Here is a 19,172-nt window from a genome sequence, read left to right as displayed (position 1 = left end):
TTTTTTCCTGATCCCTGGTTCATCGTTTTGCCGACCCCAGGCGGGTGGCGGCGCGGGCGGTGCGCGTGGCAGCGCTTGCGGTGCGGGTTGCGGCTCCCCGGACGGCGCGGCGCGCGCCCGAGAAGGTTTCCAGCGTGATCAGCGACAGGCCGCGCATGCCGATGCGGCAGACGTGGCGCAACGCCATCAGCGGCGAATCGGGGGTGTTCTGCCCCCACATATTGGCCCAGGTGTCCGCGCGCGCGAACGTCACGCGGGCCAGGTCCAGCTCCTGCTGGATCGACAGGTCACGGAAGCCGACGCCCAGGTGGCCGGGCTTGCTGAAGGTGACCTGGCCGGGGAAGACGCCTTCTTCTTCGTCCCGATACAGGGAGATGTGCAGCGCTTCGCCAAGCGGAATCTGCGCGTTGCCGGGCAGCGTCAGGCCCACGCCGCCCTGCGAGAAGTCGGTGGTGCGGCAGGCCAGGGTGCGGCCGTTGGCCAGGTGCACGGTGGCAGCCAGGTCGGCCGACACGCGCGGCGTGCTGCGCAGTTGGCGAACCTCGCCCGCCACGGCCACGCTGGCCGCGGTGATGACGATGTTGTAGGCCGTCCAGGCCAGGTTCACGGCCACGGTCAGCGTGTGGTCGGTGTCGCCCGGCGCCAGCACCAGCATCAGCACGCCCACGGTCATGCCCAGCAGGTTCAACACCAGCAGCACCAGGTAGGGGCGCGCCAGCGTCCAGTCGAAATACGCTTCGGGAATCACGCCGCCCTTGGCCGTCACGTTGAAACGCGCGCGGTGGGGCTGGATCAGGGTCTGCAGGGCGGGACGCATGATGTACCAGGCCAGCACGGACTCGTACACCTCGTTCCAGAACGAATGCCTGAACCTGCCCTGGATGCGCGAGTTGGTGACGCTGGCGTGCACCAGGTGGGGCAGGGCGTAGAGCGCGATCAGCAGCGCCGATGCCTGGAACACGTGCGCGCCGAAGAACAGGTAGGCAAGCGGCGCGGTCAGGAACACCACGCGCGGCAGGCCGTGGAAGAAGTGCAGCGTGGCGCTCAGGTAGCACAGGCGCTGGCCCAGCTTCAGCCCGCGGCCGAGCAGCGGATTGTTCAGGCGGATGATCTGGGCCATGCCTCGCGCCCAGCGGATGCGCTGGCCGATGTGGCGCGACAGGTTCTCCGTGGCCAGGCCGGCTGCCTGCGGCACGGCCAGGTAGGCCGTGTTGTAGCCGGCACGGTTCATCTTCAACGCCGTCAGGGCATCCTCGGTCACGCTTTCGGTGGCGATGCCGCCGATCTCCGCGATGGCCGAGCGGCGCATCACGGCGCAGGAACCGCAGAAGAAGGTGGCGTTCCAGAGATCGTTGCCGTCCTGGATCAGGCCGTAGAACAGTTCCCCTTCGTTGGGCACGTTGCGGAAGGTCTCGAGGTTCTTCTCGAACGGATCGGGCGAGAAGAACACGTGCGGCGTCTGCAGCATCGACAGCTTGGGGTCCTTCAGGAACCAGCCCATGCTGATCTGCAGGAAGGAGCGCGTGGGCACGTGGTCGCAGTCGAACACGGCGACGAACTCGCCGTCGGTCTTGCTCAGCGCGGCGTTGATGTTGCCGGCCTTGGCGTGCTTGTTGTCGGGGCGGGTGATGTAGCCCACGCCCACGCGTTCGCAGAATTCACGGAATTCCGGGCGGCGGCCGTCGTCCAGCAGGTAGACCTTCACCTTGTTGGCGGGCCAGTCCAGCGACATGGCGGCCAGCACGGTCTGGCGCACGACTTCCAGCGGTTCGCTGTAGGTGGGAATGAAAACGTCGACGGTGGGCCAGTTGCGGGTGTCGGCCGGCATGGGCAGCGGACGGCGGCGCAGCGGCCAGGCGCTCTGGAAGTAGCTGAGCAGCAGCACGGTCAGCGCATAGAACTCGGCGATGACCAGTCCATAGCCGAACAGCATGTCCAGCGGCGTCTCGAAGCCCAGCGTCGACGTCACGCGCCAGTACATGTAGCGCAGCGACACGCCGACCGACAGCATGATCATCATCAGCGTGGCCAGTCGTCCGGCCACGCGCGACAGCAGCAGGGTCACCACGAAGCAGATCAGCGCGAAGATGGCCTGCTCGGTGGCTTCGAGCGGCACGCTGATCAGAAGCAGGAACAGCAGGCCCGCCATGATCAGGGCCGCCCAGTGCGCCCAGGGCGAATTCCAGATGCGCAGGTTGAGCAGGGCGTTGCCCGCGCGCAGGGTCCAGCCCGTGGCTGGCTTCTGCCTGCCCGTGGTTTCCTGGCGGCTCATGGCGACACGTTCCGGATGGCGGTGAGGCGGGCCGCGATGTTGCGCGCGCAGTCCACGAAGTCCTGCGTGCTTTGCGAGCCCGGGTCGTAGGCCAGTGCATGGGTGCCGCTTGCCAGCGCCTGCGCCACCGCCTGGTCGGCGTGGATGCGGCCGATGAGGCGCGCGCCCAGCGCGTTGCGCAGGATCTGCGTGACGTCGCGCGACAGTTCACGCGTCTGGTCGACCTGGTTCAGCACGTAATAGTGGCCGTGGAAATCCGGCCGGCCCGAGCAATAGTTGCGGATCAGTTCTTCCATCTGGGACACCGTGGCGTACGAGGCCGCGTCGGGCAGCGTGACCACGACGGCCAGATGAGCCACCGAGAGCGCCTGGCGCAGATAGGTGGAGGGGCCGGGCGGGGTGTCGATGATGATGACCGCGTCGGGCGGCAGGCCGAGCGATGCCAGGTTGCGGCGCAGCCATTGCGGGTCGTTCTTCAGTTGTTGTTCGAAGCTTTCGCGCTCGGGTTCGCTGACCGCGCCGTAGGGCAGCAGGTAGACGCCCGAGGGGCCGGGCGCCCAGACGTGGCGCCAGTCCTGGCCGTTCAGGCTGGCGCGCGCGACGCCTTCGGGCGCATTGGGGTTGCTGCCGATGTGGAAGCGCAGCGCATTTTGCGGGTCGAGGTCCAGCGCCAGGACGGCCAGGCCGGCTTGATGCAGGGCCACGCTCAGGTTGGCACAGACCGTGCTTTTGCCGACACCGCCCTTGGCGGAAACGATGGTGATGATCTTCACGGGTTCAGTAGCCGCTTGAACAGGGAGGGAGGCGCACTTGCCGCGGGCGCCGCGGCGGGCGCCAGGCCGGCGAGCCGGTCGAAGGTCGCTTGCAAGCCATTGCCGGCGGCCACGGCCGGGCTGCCCACGTTGGCCGCAAGCGGCGTGGCCGGGATGTGCGGCGATGCAACGGTGGCCGGGGCAGCGGGGGGCGTCACGGGCGCAACCGGCACGGGCGGGGTGGGACCCGCGTGCATGGGCACGACCGGCGCCGCCGGCGCGATGGCGGGGGCGGCGGGCGGCTCGGACGCCGTCAGCGGCGCCACGGGCGGGTGCGCGCGGGGGCCGGGGTGGCCGGGGTGGCGCTCGGGCAGGGGCGCCATGCGAGGACGCGGCGGCACCACTTCGACGTTCTGGCCGTGAGGAGAGGGATCGCCATAGACCTGCGCGTCGGGATCATCGCCGGCATGCGTGGCTTCCGGGATGCCCGGGACGGCCGACAGCAGCGACCAGCGCGCGCGCGAGTCCTGGGCGCGGTTGGCGTTGTCCAGTTCCTGGTAGTGCTCGGGATGGCCCCCGAACTTGCCGAAGAGATTCGAAATGTCGCTGGAAGTGCTCATGGCATTCTCCCTCAGTGAGTGCCCGCCGGGCTGGCCCGGCGAGTCTGGCAAATCAACGGCCCAGGCGCAGCACGATGGCCTTGCGGACATCGCTTTCCTCGCTCTGGCGCACGTGCAAGGCATCGCTCGCGCCCAGTTGGCGGAACCATTGCTCGTAGACGCCTTCCAGGAAGGCGGCGCTCCAGGCAAGGTTCTGCGCGCCGAATGCGGATTCGAGCGGCGCGGCGTAATGCGTCAGCGTCAGGAAGCTGTCGAGGTCATGGATGTCGACCCAGCCCCAGTCCTGCGTCGTCCAGACGCCGTTCATCGCGTCCTGCATCGACTGCACGGTCTCGGCGGCCTGTACCGGGTGCTGGCTGGCGAAATGCTGGCCGGCCTCGCGCAGCAGCGTGCGCAACTGCTCGGGCGAGAAATGGTTCGTCAGGGACTGGGCCAGGGCGCCCAGGGCGCCACGCCACTGCAGCGGGGCCTGGCGATTGCGGTAATAGTCGAAGAGCGGGTTTTCCACGGTGGTCCTTGCTTAACGGAGGGGCGTAAGAAAATGACGCGGGATAGCCGACCGTCAGATTCGGCGCGGGCAGGGCGGAACGGCCCAGGTACGCGAAGCGCGCTTGGGGCGAGGGTGCAGCGGGGGAAAGACGACGCCATGAAGCGGAGCGGCAAGAGAGCGCTCGAACGCGAAGGAATCCGTCATGATGGCAAGTGGTGCCAAATGGCAAGGCGGAGCTGCGACTTTCTGGTCGCATTCTTGAGGCATGACCTTGCGTCTTGAACGTTGCTCGCGTCTCTGGTTTCCTTGAGGGAAAGGGGAGTGGACGCGTCACAGCAACATTTGGATTCTATACATTTTTCAGCTTGTATCAACTATTTTTGTGTGAATTACGCGCCATTCACGTCATGTTTGCGTGCGCAATCCCCAATTCCCGGTATATTCGCCCGCCCCGAACCGTAAGGGCGGCACATCGAGCGGGTTAGCATGCCTGCATTCCCGGCCGCATGCTGCAAGGCGGTCCTTCAGTCCGTGTCGAACCGAGTCCGAACAAAAGGATGATCGCGATGTCTTCCCCCGCCTCACTGCGTCTGCTTCCTGTCCTGCTTGCTGGCGGCGCCGGCACCCGTCTCTGGCCCTTGTCCCGGGAAACCTATCCCAAGCAGTTCCTGCCGGTCCTGGGTGAGCGTTCGCCGCTGCAGGCCACCTGGCTGCGCCTGGCAGGCCTGTCGCCCGCGGACCCGCTGGTCGTCACCAACGAAGCGTACCGGTACGTCGTGGCGGAACAACTACGCCTGGTCGGGGTGGAAACCGCGTCGATCCTGCTGGAGCCCGCCGCGCGCAACACGGCGCCCGCCATCGCGCTGGCCGCGCTGGAAGCGGTGGCTCGGGAAGGCGATGCCCTGCTGCTGGTGCTGCCCTCGGACCATGCCTTGACGGACGAGGCGGCCTTCTGCCAGGCGGTGCAGGCCGCCATCGCGCCGGCCACCGCCGGGCGGCTGACCACCTTCGGCATCGTGCCCACCTACGCAGAAACCGGCTACGGCTATATCCGCGCCGCGCAGGAAGGCGAGGGCGTGGTGCGCGACGTGCAGGCCTTCGTGGAAAAGCCCGACGCCGAGACTGCCGCCGCCTACCTGGCCAGCGGCGACTACTACTGGAACAGCGGCATGTTCCTCATGCGCGCCAGCCGCTACCTCGAAGAGCTGGAGCGCCACCGGCCGGACATCCTGCAGGCCTGCCGGCAGGCCATGGCCGCCACGCGCCGCGACGGCGACTTCCTGCGGGTCGACGCCCAGGCCTTCAAGGCCAGCCCGTCGGATTCCATCGACTACGCGGTCATGGAGCGGGCCGGCGACACGGTCGTCGTGCCGATGGACGCAGGCTGGAGCGACATCGGTTCCTGGGCGGCGCTGTGGCAGATCGCGCCGCAGGACGACGCGGGCAACGTGCTGCATGGCGACGTGCTGGCCGAGGATTGCCGCGGGCTGTATGTCTATGGCGGCAAGCGCCTGGTCACTGCCCTGGGTGTCGATAACCTGGTGGTGGTGGAGACCTCCGACGCCGTGCTGGTGGCTGCCCGTGACCGCGTGCAGGATGTCCGCAAGCTGGTCGAGCGGCTGCGCAAGGCCGAGCGGCCCGAGGCATCGACGCACCGGCAGGTCTTCCGGCCCTGGGGGCAGTACGAGGGCATCGACGAGGGCAGCCGCTTCCAGGTCAAGCGCATCACCGTCAAGCCGGGTGCCCGCCTGTCGCTGCAGATGCATCATCACCGTGCCGAGCACTGGATCGTCGTCAAGGGCACGGCCAAGGTCACCCGCGGAGACGAGAGCTTCCTGCTGACCGAGAACCAGTCCACCTACATTCCGCTGGGCGTGACGCACCGCCTGGAAAACCCGGGCGCGATTCCGCTGGAGCTCATCGAGGTGCAGTCGGGCTCCTACCTGGGCGAGGACGATATCGTGCGTTTCGACGACGCCTATGGCCGCTGAGGGCCAGGCGGGTTGCGGGCGCCCGCAACCCCGTTTGCATCCCGATACTTGCTGCGAGAAAGCCACACCGGTAGGCTTGCACCATCCTGAACGTCATCTTTCGGCGATACACTCGCTGTTACCGATGTTACGTTTTCTTGTATTCGTGTGCCGTCTCGGGCGCTCGAAGCGTCCGCGGGCTGCTGTCGAACCTCGTCCATGTACCTGAACGAAAAACCTAGCCATAACGACAGTCTGTTCATGCTGGCCTGCGCCGGCGCCTCCGCATTGATTGCCGGGGGCATCTTCGCGATGCTGATGTCGCGCCACGGCATCAGCAGCGTTCCGATGTACACCCAGACCGTGCCGCTGCTGCTGGCGCTGGGCACGTTCCTGACATTCTTCCCGTTCAACCTGCTCATCAGCGCGCGTAATACGCTCTGGATGCTGGGGCAGGGCGTCATCCGCTGGCTGCGCGTGCTGTTCCTTGCCATGGCGGCGCTGTTCTTCCTGCCCGAAACCGGCACGAACACCGAGTGGCTGCGCGTGGTGCTGGGCGAATGGGCCCTCATGACGCTGCCGCTGCAACTGCTGGTGCTGGCCTGCACGCGTTCCGCGATCTTCCTGATCAACAACTCCTCGTCGAACCGCCGTCACGCGGCTTTCATCGGGCTCGGGCCCGAGGCGCTGAAGCTGGCGTTGCGCCTGAACCGCTCGCCCATCCTGGGCATCCGCGTGCTGGGCTATTACGCCGAAGAGCCGGTCGTGAGCGATGACGACGATGCCTTCATGCCCACCTATCTGGGCGCCTACGACCAGGCGCTGCGGCATGTCGGGCGCGACCGCATCGACATCCTGTTCGTGGGCCTGGGCATCGAGCAGACCAGCCCGCGGGCGCAGGAGCTGATGAACCGCGTCTACGATTCGACGGCGTCCATCTATTTCATGCCCGAGTCGCCGCTGCTCGACGAGTTCGCGGTCAGCGGCGCCGACATCGCGGGCGTGCCGCTGCTGGCCTTGCACGAAACCAAGATGCTTGGCCTGTCCAAGAGCATCAAGCGCGGCATGGACATAGCGCTGGGCACGCTGGGGCTGCTCATGGTCTCGCCCATCATGCTGGGCGCGGCGCTGGCCATACGCCTTGATTCGCCCGGGCCGATCATCTTCCGCCAGCGGCGCTACGGCGAGGGCGGCCGCCCGATCACGGTCTACAAGTTCCGCTCCATGCGCGTGCAGCCCAAGCCCACCGAGGGCGCCGTGCTGAAGCAGGCGCAGGTCAACGATGACCGTGTCACCAAGATCGGCCGCATCCTGCGCAAGACGTCGCTCGACGAGCTGCCGCAGCTTTTCAACGTGATCCAGGGCACCATGAGCCTGGTGGGGCCGCGCCCGCACGCGGCCGAGCACAACGAGTTCTATCGCAAGCAGATCCGCGGCTACATGCTGCGGCACACGGTCAAGCCGGGCATCACCGGCTGGGCGCAGGTCAACGGCTTGCGCGGTGAGACCGACACGCCGGACAAGATGCAGCGCCGCGTGTCCTACGACCGCTACTACATCGCGAACTGGTCATTCTGGCTGGACGTGAAGATCCTGTTCCGCACGGTGCTGCTGGTCTTCTGGGACCGTCACGCGTATTGAGGCGGGACGGCATTGGCGTCGGATACGGACCGGCGCCAATGCGATGCGCGATGTATCGTTGCCGGTTCCCGTGCGACGTCCGTGATCGCCTTCGAGAGGGTCGCAAGCGTTTTTCCGGTACATCCTTGCCGCGCAGCAGCAAGCCGACTCCAGCCTGACGACGGCATTCCTGGGCTGCCTGCGCGACGAGTGAATGCCATGGCTTTTCCGGCGGCCGCGCGTCGGTTCACTCCGGCCGGATGGCGTCGCACAGCAGATACTCCACATAGCGCCAATCGCATTCCGACGTGAAGAGCATGCGCTCGGGCTGGCTGCTGCCGCGGCTGGTGCTGAACTCCACGCCCAGCCGCAGGATGTTCTGCGAGAAGCTGTTGCCGGCATCGGCGCCGACTTCGCGCGTGCGGTAGCCGTCCAGCACCATCCGCACGTTGTCCGTGGCCTTCCACTCCAGGCGGGTGCCGTAGCGCCACACCGTGCTGCGGCTGTCCACGCCCGAGAAGCGGGTGTCCGCCTGCACCTCGCGGGCGACGCTCAGCCAGGCCGCGCTGCGGTCGCTGGCCTGCCAGCGCATGGTCATGCGCAGGCCCGTCTGGGTCGAATAGAGGGTGTCGGGGCTGTCGTCGTTGCTGTAGGGGCGGCGCCAGGCGTAGACCTCGAAGCGGGTCTTGGGGGAATACTGGTACGAGGCGCGGGTATCGATCGTGAGCAGCGACGTGTCGCGTTCGCCCAGGTTCTCGTAGCTGCGGCGCAGGTAGCCGAAGCGCGTCTCCACCGAGGTCTTGATCGTCAGGTCCCAATGCGAATCGATGAAGATCTCGTTGTCCTGATAGGCATCGTCGATCTGCGCGCGCCAGAAGTCCGTGCGATCGATGTAGGTCACGCGCGACTGCCGGAAGCCCGCGTTGACGAAGCTGCGATCCATGCCCGAGTAATAGGCGCTGGCTTCCCAGCCGGTTTCATCACGGTTGTACAGCGTGCGGTTCAGGTCCGTTTCGTAGCGCGAACGGCCCTGGTGGACGGAAAGCAGCGGCAGCGTCAGGTCTTCCGTCACGCGCAGGCCCAGTTGCGTCTGCCAGCGCTGCTGCGCCTGCATGTCGCGGTCGGGCCAGGTGCGGTTCAGGTATTCGTACAGCCGGTCGCTGTAGCCATACGAAAAGCGGCCCGCGAAGAGCTTGCCCGCGCGCCACGGCAAGGCCGCCGAGAACTGCTTGGGCTGATGGTCCAGCTGGCGGTTGCCGTCGTAGCGGGCGTCGCCGATGTTGCCCGCCAGTTCCAGGCGGGTGCGCTCGGACAGCAGTGGCATGCGCACCGCGCCGCCGATCGTGTTGATCAGCACCTGGCTGCCCTGGCGGCGCGTGTCGTTGTCGGGCAGGCGGGCGGGGTTGCTGTGGTACTGCGGCATGCTGCGCAGCCGGAAGATGTGTTCCATGCCTTCGGGGAAGGTAGGACTCTGGGCCTGCGCCGGAACCGCCGCCAGGGCGGCCAGGAGCGCCAATGCAAGGCAGGTCGGCCGGAAGGCCAAGGTCATGCGCCAGGGCTCCGGCCCTGCCGGCGCGTGCGCCACTCGCGCCAGCACAACGCGAGGAAGCGGGTGTCTTCGACCAGGTAGCGGCGCCAGAGCCTGCGCGGATTGCTGGCCAGGCGCCAGAGCCATTCCAGGCCGTTGCGCTGCACCCACAAGGGCGCCCGGCTTTGCAGGCCGATGGCGAACTCCATGGCGGCGCCCACGCACAGCACGATGCCGCCGCCGAAGGAGGGGGCGTGGCGCAGCGACCAGTTCTCCTGCTTGGGCATGCCCAGGCAGACGAACACGACGTCGGCGTCCAGCTCGCGCACCCAGTCGGCCGCTGCCAGGCCTTCTTCGCCATGGGGATCGAAGCGCATGGAGGGGCAGCGGATATCGATGCGCAAGCCGGGGTAGTATTCCTCGAAACGGGCTTGCAGCCGCGCTTCGTCGCCGGGCATGCCGCCCAGCAGGGCCACGCGCCAGTTGCCGGCGACGGCCTGGCGGCACAGCGCGGTGAAGAGATCGGCGCCGGTAACGCGCTCGGGCAGCGGTTCGCCCAGCAGGCGGCTGGCCCAGATGACGGGCATGCCGTCGGCAAACAGGAAGTCGGCTTGTGCGTAGTTGCGCTTGAACTCGGGTTGGCGCTCCAGGCGCACCACGTGGTCCACGTTGGGCGTGACGACCACCTTGGCGGCGCCATCGCGGCGAACGGCGGCCTCGCTGAGCAGCGTCACGGCTTCATCGAACGTCACGGCCAGGATATCCAGGCCGAACAGCCGGCGGATCGGGGCAGGGGGCGCGGGCATCAGGAGGTCGTCGAGGTTATGGCGGGCGCGGCATGCCCATGCCGGCATTGTATGTAGAAAATCGTGCCGGAGTTATACCTATAATGGCGCACTGCGCGGCGTGTGGCCGCGTGCCCACATGCGGAGAACGATCTTGGCGAGCTCGAAGGTATGGCGCAACGTGGCGGCGGGCCTGCTCGGGCTGGCATGCTGCATGGCGGCACAGGCCCAGATCCCGTTGCCCTCCGAGAACCCGTTTCGCGTGACGCCGCGGGCCGCGCCGACGGCGCCGCAGCCCGTCCTGCGCAGCGGACCCGAGATCGTCGATACGACCACCATGCCGCGTGGCACCGCGCCCGCACCCGTTGCCGCGCCCGCTGCCACGCCGGCGCCCGCACCCGTTTTCGAGCCCGTGCCGGCGCCCGCGTCCCCGGCCATCGCCGCGCCCGCGCCGCGCGCCTTGCCCGAGTCCGTGAGCGACGTCGGCCCGCTGGTCGCGCCCGTCGAGACCGTGGTCGAGGCCTCGGGCGCCGTGGCCGTGGTGGGGCCGGGCGACACGCTGTCCGTCAGCGTGCTGGGCCAGCCCGAGCTCGATGCGCGGCTCACCATCGATGCCGATGGCCGCATCACCGTGCCTTTCCTGGGCGAGCTGGACGTCAGCGGCCTGGCGCCCACCGAGGTCGGCCGCCGCGTGGCGGAAGGCCTGCGCAAGGGCGGTTATCTGCAGGATCCCAAGGTGGCCGTGGATGTGCTGCGCGTGCGCAGCCGCGTGGCTTCCATCCTGGGCGAGGTCAACCGGCCCGGGCGCTATGCCATCGAAGGCCGCCTGACCCTGCTGGAACTGCTGGCGATGGCGGGCGGCGTGCGTGAAGGCGCATCCGACACCGCCGTGCTGATCCGTCCTGGCATCGATCCCTTCACGCAGCAGCGTGTGGAGCTCTTCGTGGGCAACCGCCAGTTGCCGGCCCGCGAGATCCAGAACGTGGTCCTGCAGGCGGGCGACGTGGTCTTCCTGGCGCAGGCGCCGCGCTTCTATGTGCATGGGGAAGTGTCGCGCTCGGGGTCGTTTCCGGTGGAGCCGGAGCTCACCGTCATGCGCGCCATCGCCATCGCCGGCGGCATGACCCAGCGGGCCTCCGATGGCCGTATCAGCATCAACCGCAAGGGCCCGGACGGCGGCATCGTGAAGATCAAGGTGAAGCTCGACGATGCGGTGCTGCCCGGCGACGTCGTGTTCGTCGACGAGCGTTTCTTCTAGGCCGCACGCTCGCCGGCGTGGCCGGGCGATCAGGCCTGCATGCCGCTGACGCGGTACCAGCGCACGAAATTGATCCAGCGCCAGGCCTGCCACGAGAAGGGCTGCTTGCCCTGGATGATGGCGTCGAACGCGTCCAGCAGGGCGCGGGTGTCCAGGAAGGGGATGTCCTGCGAGTCCGCCAGCCATTCCCGCGCCTGCGGCGCGAAATCCTTCAACCATTGGTGTTCCGGCGTGACCAGGCCGATCTTGTCGCGGCGGTCCAGGATCGCGTCCGGAACCAGGCCGCGCAAGGCTGCGCGCAGGATGTGCTTGGTCTCGCCGCCGCGCGAGATCAGGTAGTCCTCGGGCAGCGACAGCAGGAACTCGGCCAGCGCCAGCGTCAGGAAGGGCACGCGGTTCTCGATGGAGAAGCGCATGGCGTTGCGGTCGCCCTGGCGCAGCAGCGCGGGCAGGCCGCTCTGGCCCAGCGCGCGGGCCAGTTCCTGGATGACGCGGCGGCCTGGCGCGGGCGCCATGGCGGTCGGCCGGGGATAGCTGCGGCGCACCTGGTTTTCATCCAGCAGCCGGGCGTCCAGCCACGCGGGCTCGGATTCGGTGTGGCCGTAGCGGGTGCGCAGCGCGTGATAGGTGTCGTCCTTCAGGAACAGCGAGGCCGTGTGGCGCAGCAGGTGGCGCGTGTCGCGGCCCGGCCACTGGCGCCACGCCAGCATGAAGGACACGGCCTGCGGCAGGCGGCCGGTTTCGATCAGGCTCTGCATGCGGAAGGCCGGATAGCCCTGGTAGCCCGCCAGCACTTCGTCGGCGCCCTGGCCCTCGAGCATCACGGTCAGGCCGTTTTCGCGGGCCGCCTTGAAGACGCGGTATTGCGCATAGATGCTGGTGCTGCCGAAAGGCTCGCCCTGGGCCTGGATGAGGTCGTCCAGTTGCGCGACGAGTTCGCCTGGCTGCACGACGACCTTGTGCGGGATGGCGCCGACGTGCTGGTTGATCTGGTCGACCCAGTGCGCCTCGGATTGCGGCGAGCCTTCGGCGATGAAGCTGACGGTGTGCAGCGGCAGGTCGGGCTCCAGGTGGCGCATGGCGCACACGATGGCAGAGGAATCAATGCCGCCCGACAGCGCCGCGCCCAGCGGCACGTCGCTGCGCAGGTGCAGGCGTACGCTGTCGAGGAACATCTCGCGCAGCTGCGCGGTGGCGTCGGCGAAGCCGATGCGGCGCGGCGCCACCACGGGCGCCTGCCACCACACATGCACCGTGGGCAGGGTGGTGGCGCCCAGCTTCCAGCGCAGCAGGTGGCCGGCAGGCAGGCGATGCACGCCTTGCGTGAACGTCGAGGCGCTGCTGTCGTAGACGCCGTGGGCCAGGTAATCGTAGGCGGTCTGCCAGTTCAGGCGGGGCGGGCCATCGGCCAGGGCCTGCAGCGCGCGGGCCTCGGAGGCAAAGCTGAAGCTGCCGTTTTCGGCGCGCCAGAAGAAGGGCTTGATGGCGAAGGGGTCGACCACGCAGGTCAGCGTCTGGGCGACCGTGTCGAACACCACGAAGGCGAACATGCCGGTGAGGCGGGGCAGGGCGGCCTCGCCCCAGCTTTGCCAGGCGCACAGCAGCACCTCGGTGTCGCTGTCGCTCTCGAAGACGTGGCCCTCGCGCGCCAGTTCCACCCGCAGTTCGCGGTAGTTGTAGATTTCGCCGTTGAAGGTCATCCAGTAGCGGCCGTCGGCCGAGCGGCGCGGCTGGTGGCCAGCCGGGCTGAGGTCCAGGATGGACAGCCGCGTGTGGGCCAGGCCCAGCGTGCCGCCGGATTGCTCGGACGTTTCGATGCCGCTGTCGTTGGGGCCGCGATGGCGCAGCGCATCGACGCCCGCCTGGAGACGTTGGGTCAGGTTGCCCGGAGCCTGGTGCCACCAGCCTCCCAATATGCCGCACATAGGTTTTCCGTTATCAATCGGGGGCTGGACAGCCATGCTTTTGCGCCGCGCAAAAACAGCCGGATTGCTGTCCGCACCAGGTCATCCAAAACCATCATAATATGCGCAGGCGTGTTTCCGGACGAGTCCCGGCGCCAGTCTTCACGCCGTCCCGAACCAGGGCGGCCTGCCCGGGTCCGATGCCGCGGGCAGGCATGCCGCCAACTCCCCCCAGGAATGCCGTCCATGCCGAGCACACTGATCCGTTCGTTCCTTATTGGGTGCGCCCTGTTCCTGGCGGGCGCCCATGCCCTGGCCGCGCAGCGCGCGCCGGCCTATGCGCCGGGCAAGTCCTATGCCGTGGTGGTCGGTGATTCCATCGCCGAAGGCGAGCCGCAACGCAAGGGCCGCCTGAACCTCAACGGCCAGTTCAAGGCCGACCATCCTTCCGAACCGGGCCAGCTGTCCTATGAGCTGGCCGTGCGCTATGGCGTGTTCCATTTCAATCACGGCATGGGCGGGCAGACCTCGTCGCAGGTGCGCGCGCGCTGGCTGCGTGACGTCCTGGCGCAGGACGTGAACGTGGGCGATGGCCGTCCGGCCCGCACGCTGCCCGCCGGCACGCAGCCCAGCACCATCTTCCTGCACGTGGGCATCAACGACCTGGCGCTGGGCGTGCCGCTGGCCGTGCTGCAGGACAACTTCCGCTATTTCGCCCAGACCGCCGCCGACCGCCGCATCCCGCTCATCATCGACAACATCGGTTCGTGGCTGGGCATGACCGATGACCGCATCGCCGTGGGCAACGCCTTCAACCGCTGGCTGGTGGAAGACCTGGCCGTGCGCTACCCCAACGTCACCGTGGTGGATTATTTGAACTGGTCCAGCGGCGGCACCAACGATTTCCGCGTGCTGGCGCAAGGCATGTTCGCCGACGGCGTGCATCCCTCCATGGCCGGCTACATCAATTTTGCCGACTACGTGCAGCGCAGCCTGGCGGGCTCGGGCGCGGCTGGCCCGCGCTAGGAGCGGCGCCATGTTCCTCAAGCCCGATTCCGTTCCGCACGGCGCCACCCTCACCGCCGATCTCTGCATCGTCGGCGCGGGCGCCGCGGGCATCGCCATGGCGCTGGCCCTGCGCGATGCCGGCCTGGACGTCCTGTTGATCGAAAGCGGGGGGGAAAAAGACGACCCCCGCATCCAGGCGCTCTATGCCGGCACGGTTGCCGACGAGCGCCTGCACAGCCCGCTGGACCGCTACCGGCAGCGCCGTTTCGGTGGCTCCACCACGATCTGGGGCGGGCGCTGCATGCCCTTCGACGCCATCGACTTCGAGCCGCGCGACTACATGGCGCACAGCGGCTGGCCCATCGGGCTGGGTGACCTGCTGCCGTACTACCCGCAAGCCAATCGCCTGTGCGAAGCCGGGGCCTATGCCTACACCGCGGAACAGGCCTTCGACCGGCCCATGCGGCCGATGCTCGACGGTTTCGACAGCACGAGCTTTTCCACCGACACGCTGGAACGCTTCAGCTGCCCCACCCATTTCGGCCACCGTTATCACCGCCGCCTTGAAAACAGCGCCGTGCGCGTGCTTCAGGGCTACTCGGTCTGCAACCTGGCCTTGTCCGAGACGGGTTCGCATATCGTCGGCGCCCAGGCGCGCACGCTGGATGGACGGCAGATCACGATAGCCGCGCGCTGCTACACCCTGGCCATGGGCGGGCTGGAAACCACGCGCCTGCTGCTCAACAGCGCGGGCGCCGGCGGCCAGAGCCTGGGTAATGCCCATGACGTGCTGGGCCGCTATTACATGTGCCACCTGGCAGGCACCATCGGGACGCTGAGCATCGATGCCGCCGAGCGGGTCTGGCACGGCTATGAACGCGCCGATGACGGCGTCTACTGCCGGCGACGCCTGGCCTTGTCGGCGGCCGCCCAGCAGCGGCTTGAAGTCGGCAATTTCATTGCGCGGCTGCACCATCCGCGCATCACCGATCCGGCACACCGCACCGGACCGCTGTCGATGCTGTACCTGGCCAAATACTTCATCCCCTACGAATACGGCAAGCGCCTGCACGGCGAAGAGTCGCTCACACCGGGCGCCACGCTGCAGCACGTGCGCAACGTGGTGGCCGACGCGGGTGGCATCGCGAAGTTCCTGACGCATTGGGTGCGCCACCGCACGCTGGCGGCACGCAAGTTTCCTTCCGTCATCGTGCATCCGCGCGCGCCGCGCTACAGCCTGGATTTCCACGCCGAACAGGAACCGAACGCCGAGAGCCGCGTGACGCTGGGCGACGGCCTGGATGCCCTGGGCATGCGCCGCCTGCATGTCGACTGGCGCTACACCGGGCGTGACGTCCACACGGTCAAGGCGGCGCTGGCCGAATTCGCGCAGGAACTGGAAAAGTGGGGGCACGCGCGATTCGACTACGACCCGGACAGTGTCGAGCACGAAATGACCCGTTATGGCGCCTATGGCGGCCATCACATCGGGACGGCGCGGATGGGGAGCGATCCGCGTGATAGCGTGGTGGACGCGCACTGCCGCCTGCACGAGGCGGACAACCTCTATCTGGCGGGATCCGCGGTGTTCCCGACCTCCAGCCAGGCGAATCCGACGCTGACCATCGTGGCGATGGCGTTGCGCCTGGCGGACCACCTGAAGGGCCGGCTGGCCGCGCGACCAGCCTAGGGCCGACAACGACACATGGGAGCCGACATGACGAGCAAGGTACTGGTGCTGGGCGCGCAAGGATACGTGGGCAGGCGCGTGGCCGCCGCCCTGGCCGCCAGCGAGTGGGCCCAGCCCGTGGCTGCCGGCCGCAGGGCAGGCGCCGGCGTCGACATCGTGGTCGACGCGACGGACAGCGAAGCGCTGGCCCAGGCGTTCGCGCAGGCCGACGCGGTGGTCAACTGCATGGCGGGCTCGCCGGCCGCCATCGTCGAGAACGCGAAGGCCTTGCGCCTGGCCTTGCAACGCGTGCCGGTGCGCCTGGTGCATTTCAGCTCCATGGCCATCTATGGCGCCATCGAAGGTCTCATCGATGAATCCTGCCCGCCCGCCGGCGGCGTGGGCGGCTATTCCGCCGCCAAGGCCCAGGCCGAGCAGGAACTGGCGCGGACGGCCGACAAGGTCGTGCTGCGGCCGGGCTGCATCTATGGCCCCGGCAGTCCCCAATGGACGGACCGCATCGCCGCGCTGGTGCGCGCGCGCCGCATCGGCGACCTGGGCGAGCGCGGCGATGGCTGCAGCAACCTGGTTCACGTCGATGACGTCGTGCAGGCCGCGCTGGCGGCCCTGCGCCTGCCCGGCACCGTCAACGCGGTCTACAACCTGGCCATGCGCGACGCGCCGGACTGGAACGATTACTTCCTTGCCGTGGCGCGCGAACTGGGCGCGGTGCCTGTCACCCGCATCGGCAATCGCCGCCTGAAGATCGAAACCCACCTGGCCGCGCCCGCGCTCAAGATCCTGGAGATCCTGGCCCGCCGCGCGAAGCTGCGCATGGCCTTGCCGCCTCCCATCCCGCCGTCGCTGGCCCGTCTGTGGGGGCAGGACATCCGTCTGGACAGCCGCGCCGCGGAACGCGACCTGGGACTGCTGCCGTGGCGATCCCTGCAGGAAGGGCTGCGCGACAGCCTGCCCCAGCCTGCCGGCGCCCGGCCATGATGGAGCGCCTGCGTGCGTAGCACCGGTCATGCCTACCTGCCCGCGCTGGACGGCCTGCGCGCGGCATCCATTCTGCTCGTCATGCTGTCGCACGCCTGGCTGGGCGAGATCATTCCCGGCGGGCTGGGCGTCACGGTCTTCTTCTTCATCAGCGGCTTCATCATCACCCGGCTGATGCTGTCCGAGCACGCGCGTGACGGCGGCATCGACATCCAGGCCTTCTATTTGCGCCGCCTGTTCCGGCTCATGCCCGCGCTTTATGTCTTCGTGGCGGTGGGCGCGATCAGCCTGTGGCTCTCCGGCGCGCCCGTGCCCTGGCAGGACGTGGCGGCCGCGCTTTTCTATTTCAGCAACTACTGGAACATCTGCGACTGCTTCGACAGCTCGGTCATGGCCTCGCCCTTGTCGATCACGTGGTCGCTGGCGGTGGAAGAGCATTACTACTTCGTGTTCCCGCTGCTGTTCGCCGTGCTGGCGCCGCGCGGCGCCTGGCTGACGCGCGTCATCGTGGGAGCGTTGTTCGCCGTGCTGGCCTGGCGCATCTGGCTGGCCTCGGGGATGGACGCCCAGACGCTGTCGGGCAAGCGGATCTACATGGGCACCGACACGCGCGTCGACTCCATCTTCTATGGCGCGGCCTTTTCCCTGCTCACGACGGACCGGCCCGGCTTGCGCGCCCTCCTGGGACGGCCTGCCGTGTTCGCGGCGGGCATCGCGCTGATGCTGGCCACGTTGCTGTACCGCGACCCCTTCTTCCGGGAAACCCTGCGCTTCTCGCTGCAAGGCATCGCGCTGGCCCTGATGTTCCAGTACCTGGTCTTCGGGCAGAACCTGTTCAGCCGCATCCTGGCCTCGCGCCCGCTGGTCCATGTCGGCCTGATCAGCTATTCGCTGTACCTGTACCACTGGCTGGTGTTCGTGCTGCTGGACACGTGGATACCGGACTGGCCGCTGGCCCTGCGCATCGGGCTGCTGGGGGGGCTGTCGTTCGGGGCGGCGCACCTGTCCTGGCGCTATGTCGAGCGCATCGGCCTGGTGCTGCGTGACCGGATGCGGGGCCGGGGGCATGCCCCGGCGCCCCGCTGATCCACTGCCCGGGACGGCTGGCCGCGTTTACTTGCGGTCGGTCCGCACCCAGCCCTTGTTGCCGCGGGTGCGCAGCTTGGCGTACATCTTCCACAGGATGAAGAAGGGCACATAGGCCAGGTCCGCCAGCGCGCGCCAGCCCACCGGCGCCAGTTGCCAGCCGCGCCAGACATGCGCGGCCAGGATCAGCAGCAGGATCAGCGGCAGCCAGAGCCAGGCCGCCAGGGCGGGGACGAGCAGCGCCGCGCCACCGGCCACCAGGGCCAGCAGCACGATCTGCAGCACGATGTTGCCCAGCGGCAGGGTCAGCAGGTCCAGCGCCAGCTCGAAGCTGGTGGCGCTGCGCTGGCGCCAGGCGTGGCCCAGCAGCCTGCCGGCATAGGCGCGGGCCACCGCCAGGCGGCCGCCTTCCCAGCGGCTGCGCTGGGTGCGCGCCCCGCGCTCCGAATCGATGATCTCCGCGTCGGCGCAGGCTTCGTCGGCGTAATGCACGCGGATGCCGTTCAGGCCCAGCAGCACGCCGTACTCCAGGTCTTCGGTCAGCGAATAGATGTTGAAGGGATGCTGGCGCAGCAACGCATGCGTGTAGCAGGCGCCATTGCCGCGCAGGCCGCAGGACACGCCCATGCGCTCGCGGGCGCGTGAGCGCACGGCATGGAAGGCGCCATAGGCGATGGTGATGAGGCGGGTGCGCCAGCTGTCGTTGGGGTTCAGCACGCCGTAGTTGACCTGGACGGCCAGGGCGCCCTGTTCGATCCGGGCGGCGCAGGCCTGCAGCAGGTTGGGCGTGACCTCGGTGTCGGCGTCCACCACCACCACGGCGGTTGCCGGGCCTTGCGCGCTGTAGGCGAAGGCATGCTCCAGCGCATAGCCCTTGCCGCGACGCGTGGCGTCCTGGCGCTCCAGCACATGGGCGCCCGCCTGCCGGGACAGTTCGGCGGTGTCGTCGGTGCAGTTGTCGGCAATCACCAGGATGCGGTAATTGCTGGCGGGCCAGTCCAGCTTCTGCAGATTGGACAGCGTACGGGCGATGACCTGGGATTCGTTGTGCGCGGGAATCAGCACGTCGAACACCATGTCCTGGCTGCTGGGCCTGGGCGTGGGCAACCTGGCCGACAGCAGGGTCAGCACGCCCAGGTAGACGCAGCTCAGCACCGGCGCGATGGCGACCAGCAGGATCAGGATATGCAGGGCAGTGGACATGTCGCGGC

At 68.1% G+C, this 19,172-nt stretch carries 15 protein-coding genes; 7 read left to right on the top strand and 8 right to left on the bottom strand.

Annotated elements, in window-relative coordinates:
- Window positions 1-19: 19 nt before the first annotated feature.
- From bcsA to bcsD, 4 genes are read right to left on the bottom strand one after another with little or no spacing between them, the layout of a single operon-like run.
- The gene (gene bcsA, locus ODI_RS13145; RefSeq protein ID WP_067751071.1) at window positions 20-2,272 is read right to left on the bottom strand and encodes a UDP-forming cellulose synthase catalytic subunit; all 2,253 of its coding nucleotides are present in this window, start codon (window positions 2,270-2,272) and stop codon (window positions 20-22) included.
- Entirely contained in the window at window positions 2,269-3,045 is a 777-nt protein-coding gene (gene bcsQ, locus ODI_RS13140; RefSeq protein ID WP_067751069.1) for a cellulose biosynthesis protein BcsQ, read from the bottom strand. The genes bcsA and bcsQ overlap by 4 nt, the downstream gene beginning before the upstream one ends.
- Complete coding sequence (gene bcsP / locus ODI_RS22465) at window positions 3,042-3,644, bottom strand: cellulose biosynthesis protein BcsP (RefSeq protein WP_197707098.1); 603 nt, start codon at window positions 3,642-3,644, stop codon at window positions 3,042-3,044. Before bcsP ends, bcsQ begins: the two co-directional genes overlap by 4 nt.
- A gap of 52 nt (window positions 3,645-3,696) precedes the next feature.
- The gene (bcsD, locus tag ODI_RS13130; protein ID WP_067758473.1) at window positions 3,697-4,152 is read right to left on the bottom strand and encodes a cellulose biosynthesis protein BcsD; all 456 of its coding nucleotides are present in this window, start codon (window positions 4,150-4,152) and stop codon (window positions 3,697-3,699) included.
- A 539-nt stretch (window positions 4,153-4,691) separates the two neighbouring features.
- Between bcsD and ODI_RS13125 the strand changes: the two genes are divergently transcribed.
- Both ODI_RS13125 and ODI_RS13120 read left to right on the top strand, forming a co-directional pair.
- The gene (locus tag ODI_RS13125; RefSeq protein ID WP_197707097.1) at window positions 4,692-6,125 is read left to right on the top strand and encodes a mannose-1-phosphate guanylyltransferase/mannose-6-phosphate isomerase; all 1,434 of its coding nucleotides are present in this window, start codon (window positions 4,692-4,694) and stop codon (window positions 6,123-6,125) included.
- 198 nt (window positions 6,126-6,323) lie between these two features.
- Window positions 6,324-7,745 (top strand): undecaprenyl-phosphate glucose phosphotransferase, encoded by a 1,422-nt coding sequence (locus ODI_RS13120; protein ID WP_231968052.1) that lies wholly within the window; start codon window positions 6,324-6,326, stop codon window positions 7,743-7,745.
- A 226-nt stretch (window positions 7,746-7,971) separates the two neighbouring features.
- On the opposite strand, the gene ODI_RS13115 is transcribed toward ODI_RS13120, so the two are convergent.
- Together ODI_RS13115 and ODI_RS13110 are read right to left on the bottom strand one after the other, a co-directional pair.
- Window positions 7,972-9,273 (bottom strand): hypothetical protein, encoded by a 1,302-nt coding sequence (locus ODI_RS13115; protein WP_098020906.1) that lies wholly within the window; start codon window positions 9,271-9,273, stop codon window positions 7,972-7,974.
- A complete protein-coding gene (locus tag ODI_RS13110; RefSeq protein WP_067758908.1) occupies window positions 9,270-10,058 on the bottom strand; it encodes a WecB/TagA/CpsF family glycosyltransferase in 789 nt (262 codons plus the stop codon). The genes ODI_RS13115 and ODI_RS13110 overlap by 4 nt, the downstream gene beginning before the upstream one ends.
- A 133-nt stretch (window positions 10,059-10,191) precedes the next feature.
- On the opposite strand from ODI_RS13110, the gene ODI_RS13105 reads away from it, so the two are divergent.
- Window positions 10,192-11,295: an SLBB domain-containing protein gene (locus tag ODI_RS13105; protein ID WP_082985475.1), complete on the top strand. Its 1,104-nt coding sequence runs from the start codon at window positions 10,192-10,194 to the stop codon at window positions 11,293-11,295.
- Window positions 11,296-11,324: 29 nt separating this feature from the next.
- Here ODI_RS13105 and asnB read toward each other — a convergent pair whose 3' ends face one another.
- On the bottom strand, window positions 11,325-13,220 hold the full coding sequence (asnB, locus tag ODI_RS13100) for an asparagine synthase (glutamine-hydrolyzing) (protein ID WP_067758485.1): 1,896 nt from the start codon (window positions 13,218-13,220) through the stop codon (window positions 11,325-11,327).
- Between the two features lie 225 nt (window positions 13,221-13,445).
- On the opposite strand from asnB, the gene ODI_RS13095 reads away from it, so the two are divergent.
- From ODI_RS13095 to ODI_RS13080, 4 genes are read left to right on the top strand one after another with little or no spacing between them, the layout of a single operon-like run.
- Window positions 13,446-14,225, top strand: coding sequence for an SGNH/GDSL hydrolase family protein (locus tag ODI_RS13095; protein WP_098020905.1), 780 nt, complete (start codon window positions 13,446-13,448; stop codon window positions 14,223-14,225).
- Between the two features lie 10 nt (window positions 14,226-14,235).
- Entirely contained in the window at window positions 14,236-15,897 is a 1,662-nt protein-coding gene (locus tag ODI_RS13090) for a GMC oxidoreductase (protein ID WP_067758490.1), read from the top strand.
- Between the two features lie 27 nt (window positions 15,898-15,924).
- Window positions 15,925-16,875 (top strand): NAD-dependent epimerase/dehydratase family protein, encoded by a 951-nt coding sequence (locus tag ODI_RS13085; RefSeq protein ID WP_067758492.1) that lies wholly within the window; start codon window positions 15,925-15,927, stop codon window positions 16,873-16,875.
- 12 nt (window positions 16,876-16,887) lie between these two features.
- Window positions 16,888-17,961, top strand: coding sequence for an acyltransferase family protein (locus tag ODI_RS13080; protein WP_067758495.1), 1,074 nt, complete (start codon window positions 16,888-16,890; stop codon window positions 17,959-17,961).
- 27 nt (window positions 17,962-17,988) lie between these two features.
- Here the strand turns inward: ODI_RS13080 and ODI_RS13075 are convergent, their stop codons facing one another.
- Entirely contained in the window at window positions 17,989-19,164 is a 1,176-nt protein-coding gene (locus ODI_RS13075; RefSeq protein ID WP_067758498.1) for a glycosyltransferase family 2 protein, read from the bottom strand.
- Window positions 19,165-19,172: the final 8 nt, after the last annotated feature.

Origin of the sequence: Orrella dioscoreae (assembly GCF_900089455.2) — a bacterium.
Taxonomy (GTDB): domain Bacteria; phylum Pseudomonadota; class Gammaproteobacteria; order Burkholderiales; family Burkholderiaceae_B; genus Orrella; species Orrella dioscoreae.
This window is presented reverse-complemented; position numbering and strand designations above follow the sequence as displayed.

Excerpts from the sequence above, each read along its gene's own strand:
- bcsA (WP_067751071.1), bottom strand. The coding sequence starts at position 2,272 with ATGAGCCGCCAGGAAACCACGGGCAGGCAGAAGCCAGCCACGGGCTGG.
- bcsP (WP_197707098.1), bottom strand. The coding sequence starts at position 3,644 with ATGAGCACTTCCAGCGACATTTCGAATCTCTTCGGCAAGTTCGGGGGC.
- ODI_RS13125 (WP_197707097.1), top strand. The coding sequence starts at position 4,692 with ATGATCGCGATGTCTTCCCCCGCCTCACTGCGTCTGCTTCCTGTCCTG.
- ODI_RS13120 (WP_231968052.1), top strand. The coding sequence starts at position 6,324 with ATGTACCTGAACGAAAAACCTAGCCATAACGACAGTCTGTTCATGCTG.
- ODI_RS13115 (WP_098020906.1), bottom strand. The coding sequence starts at position 9,273 with ATGACCTTGGCCTTCCGGCCGACCTGCCTTGCATTGGCGCTCCTGGCC.
- ODI_RS13110 (WP_067758908.1), bottom strand. The coding sequence starts at position 10,058 with ATGCCCGCGCCCCCTGCCCCGATCCGCCGGCTGTTCGGCCTGGATATC.
- asnB (WP_067758485.1), bottom strand. The coding sequence starts at position 13,220 with ATGTGCGGCATATTGGGAGGCTGGTGGCACCAGGCTCCGGGCAACCTG.
- ODI_RS13095 (WP_098020905.1), top strand. The coding sequence starts at position 13,446 with ATGCCGAGCACACTGATCCGTTCGTTCCTTATTGGGTGCGCCCTGTTC.
- ODI_RS13090 (WP_067758490.1), top strand. The coding sequence starts at position 14,236 with ATGTTCCTCAAGCCCGATTCCGTTCCGCACGGCGCCACCCTCACCGCC.
- ODI_RS13085 (WP_067758492.1), top strand. The coding sequence starts at position 15,925 with ATGACGAGCAAGGTACTGGTGCTGGGCGCGCAAGGATACGTGGGCAGG.
- ODI_RS13075 (WP_067758498.1), bottom strand. The coding sequence starts at position 19,164 with ATGTCCACTGCCCTGCATATCCTGATCCTGCTGGTCGCCATCGCGCCG.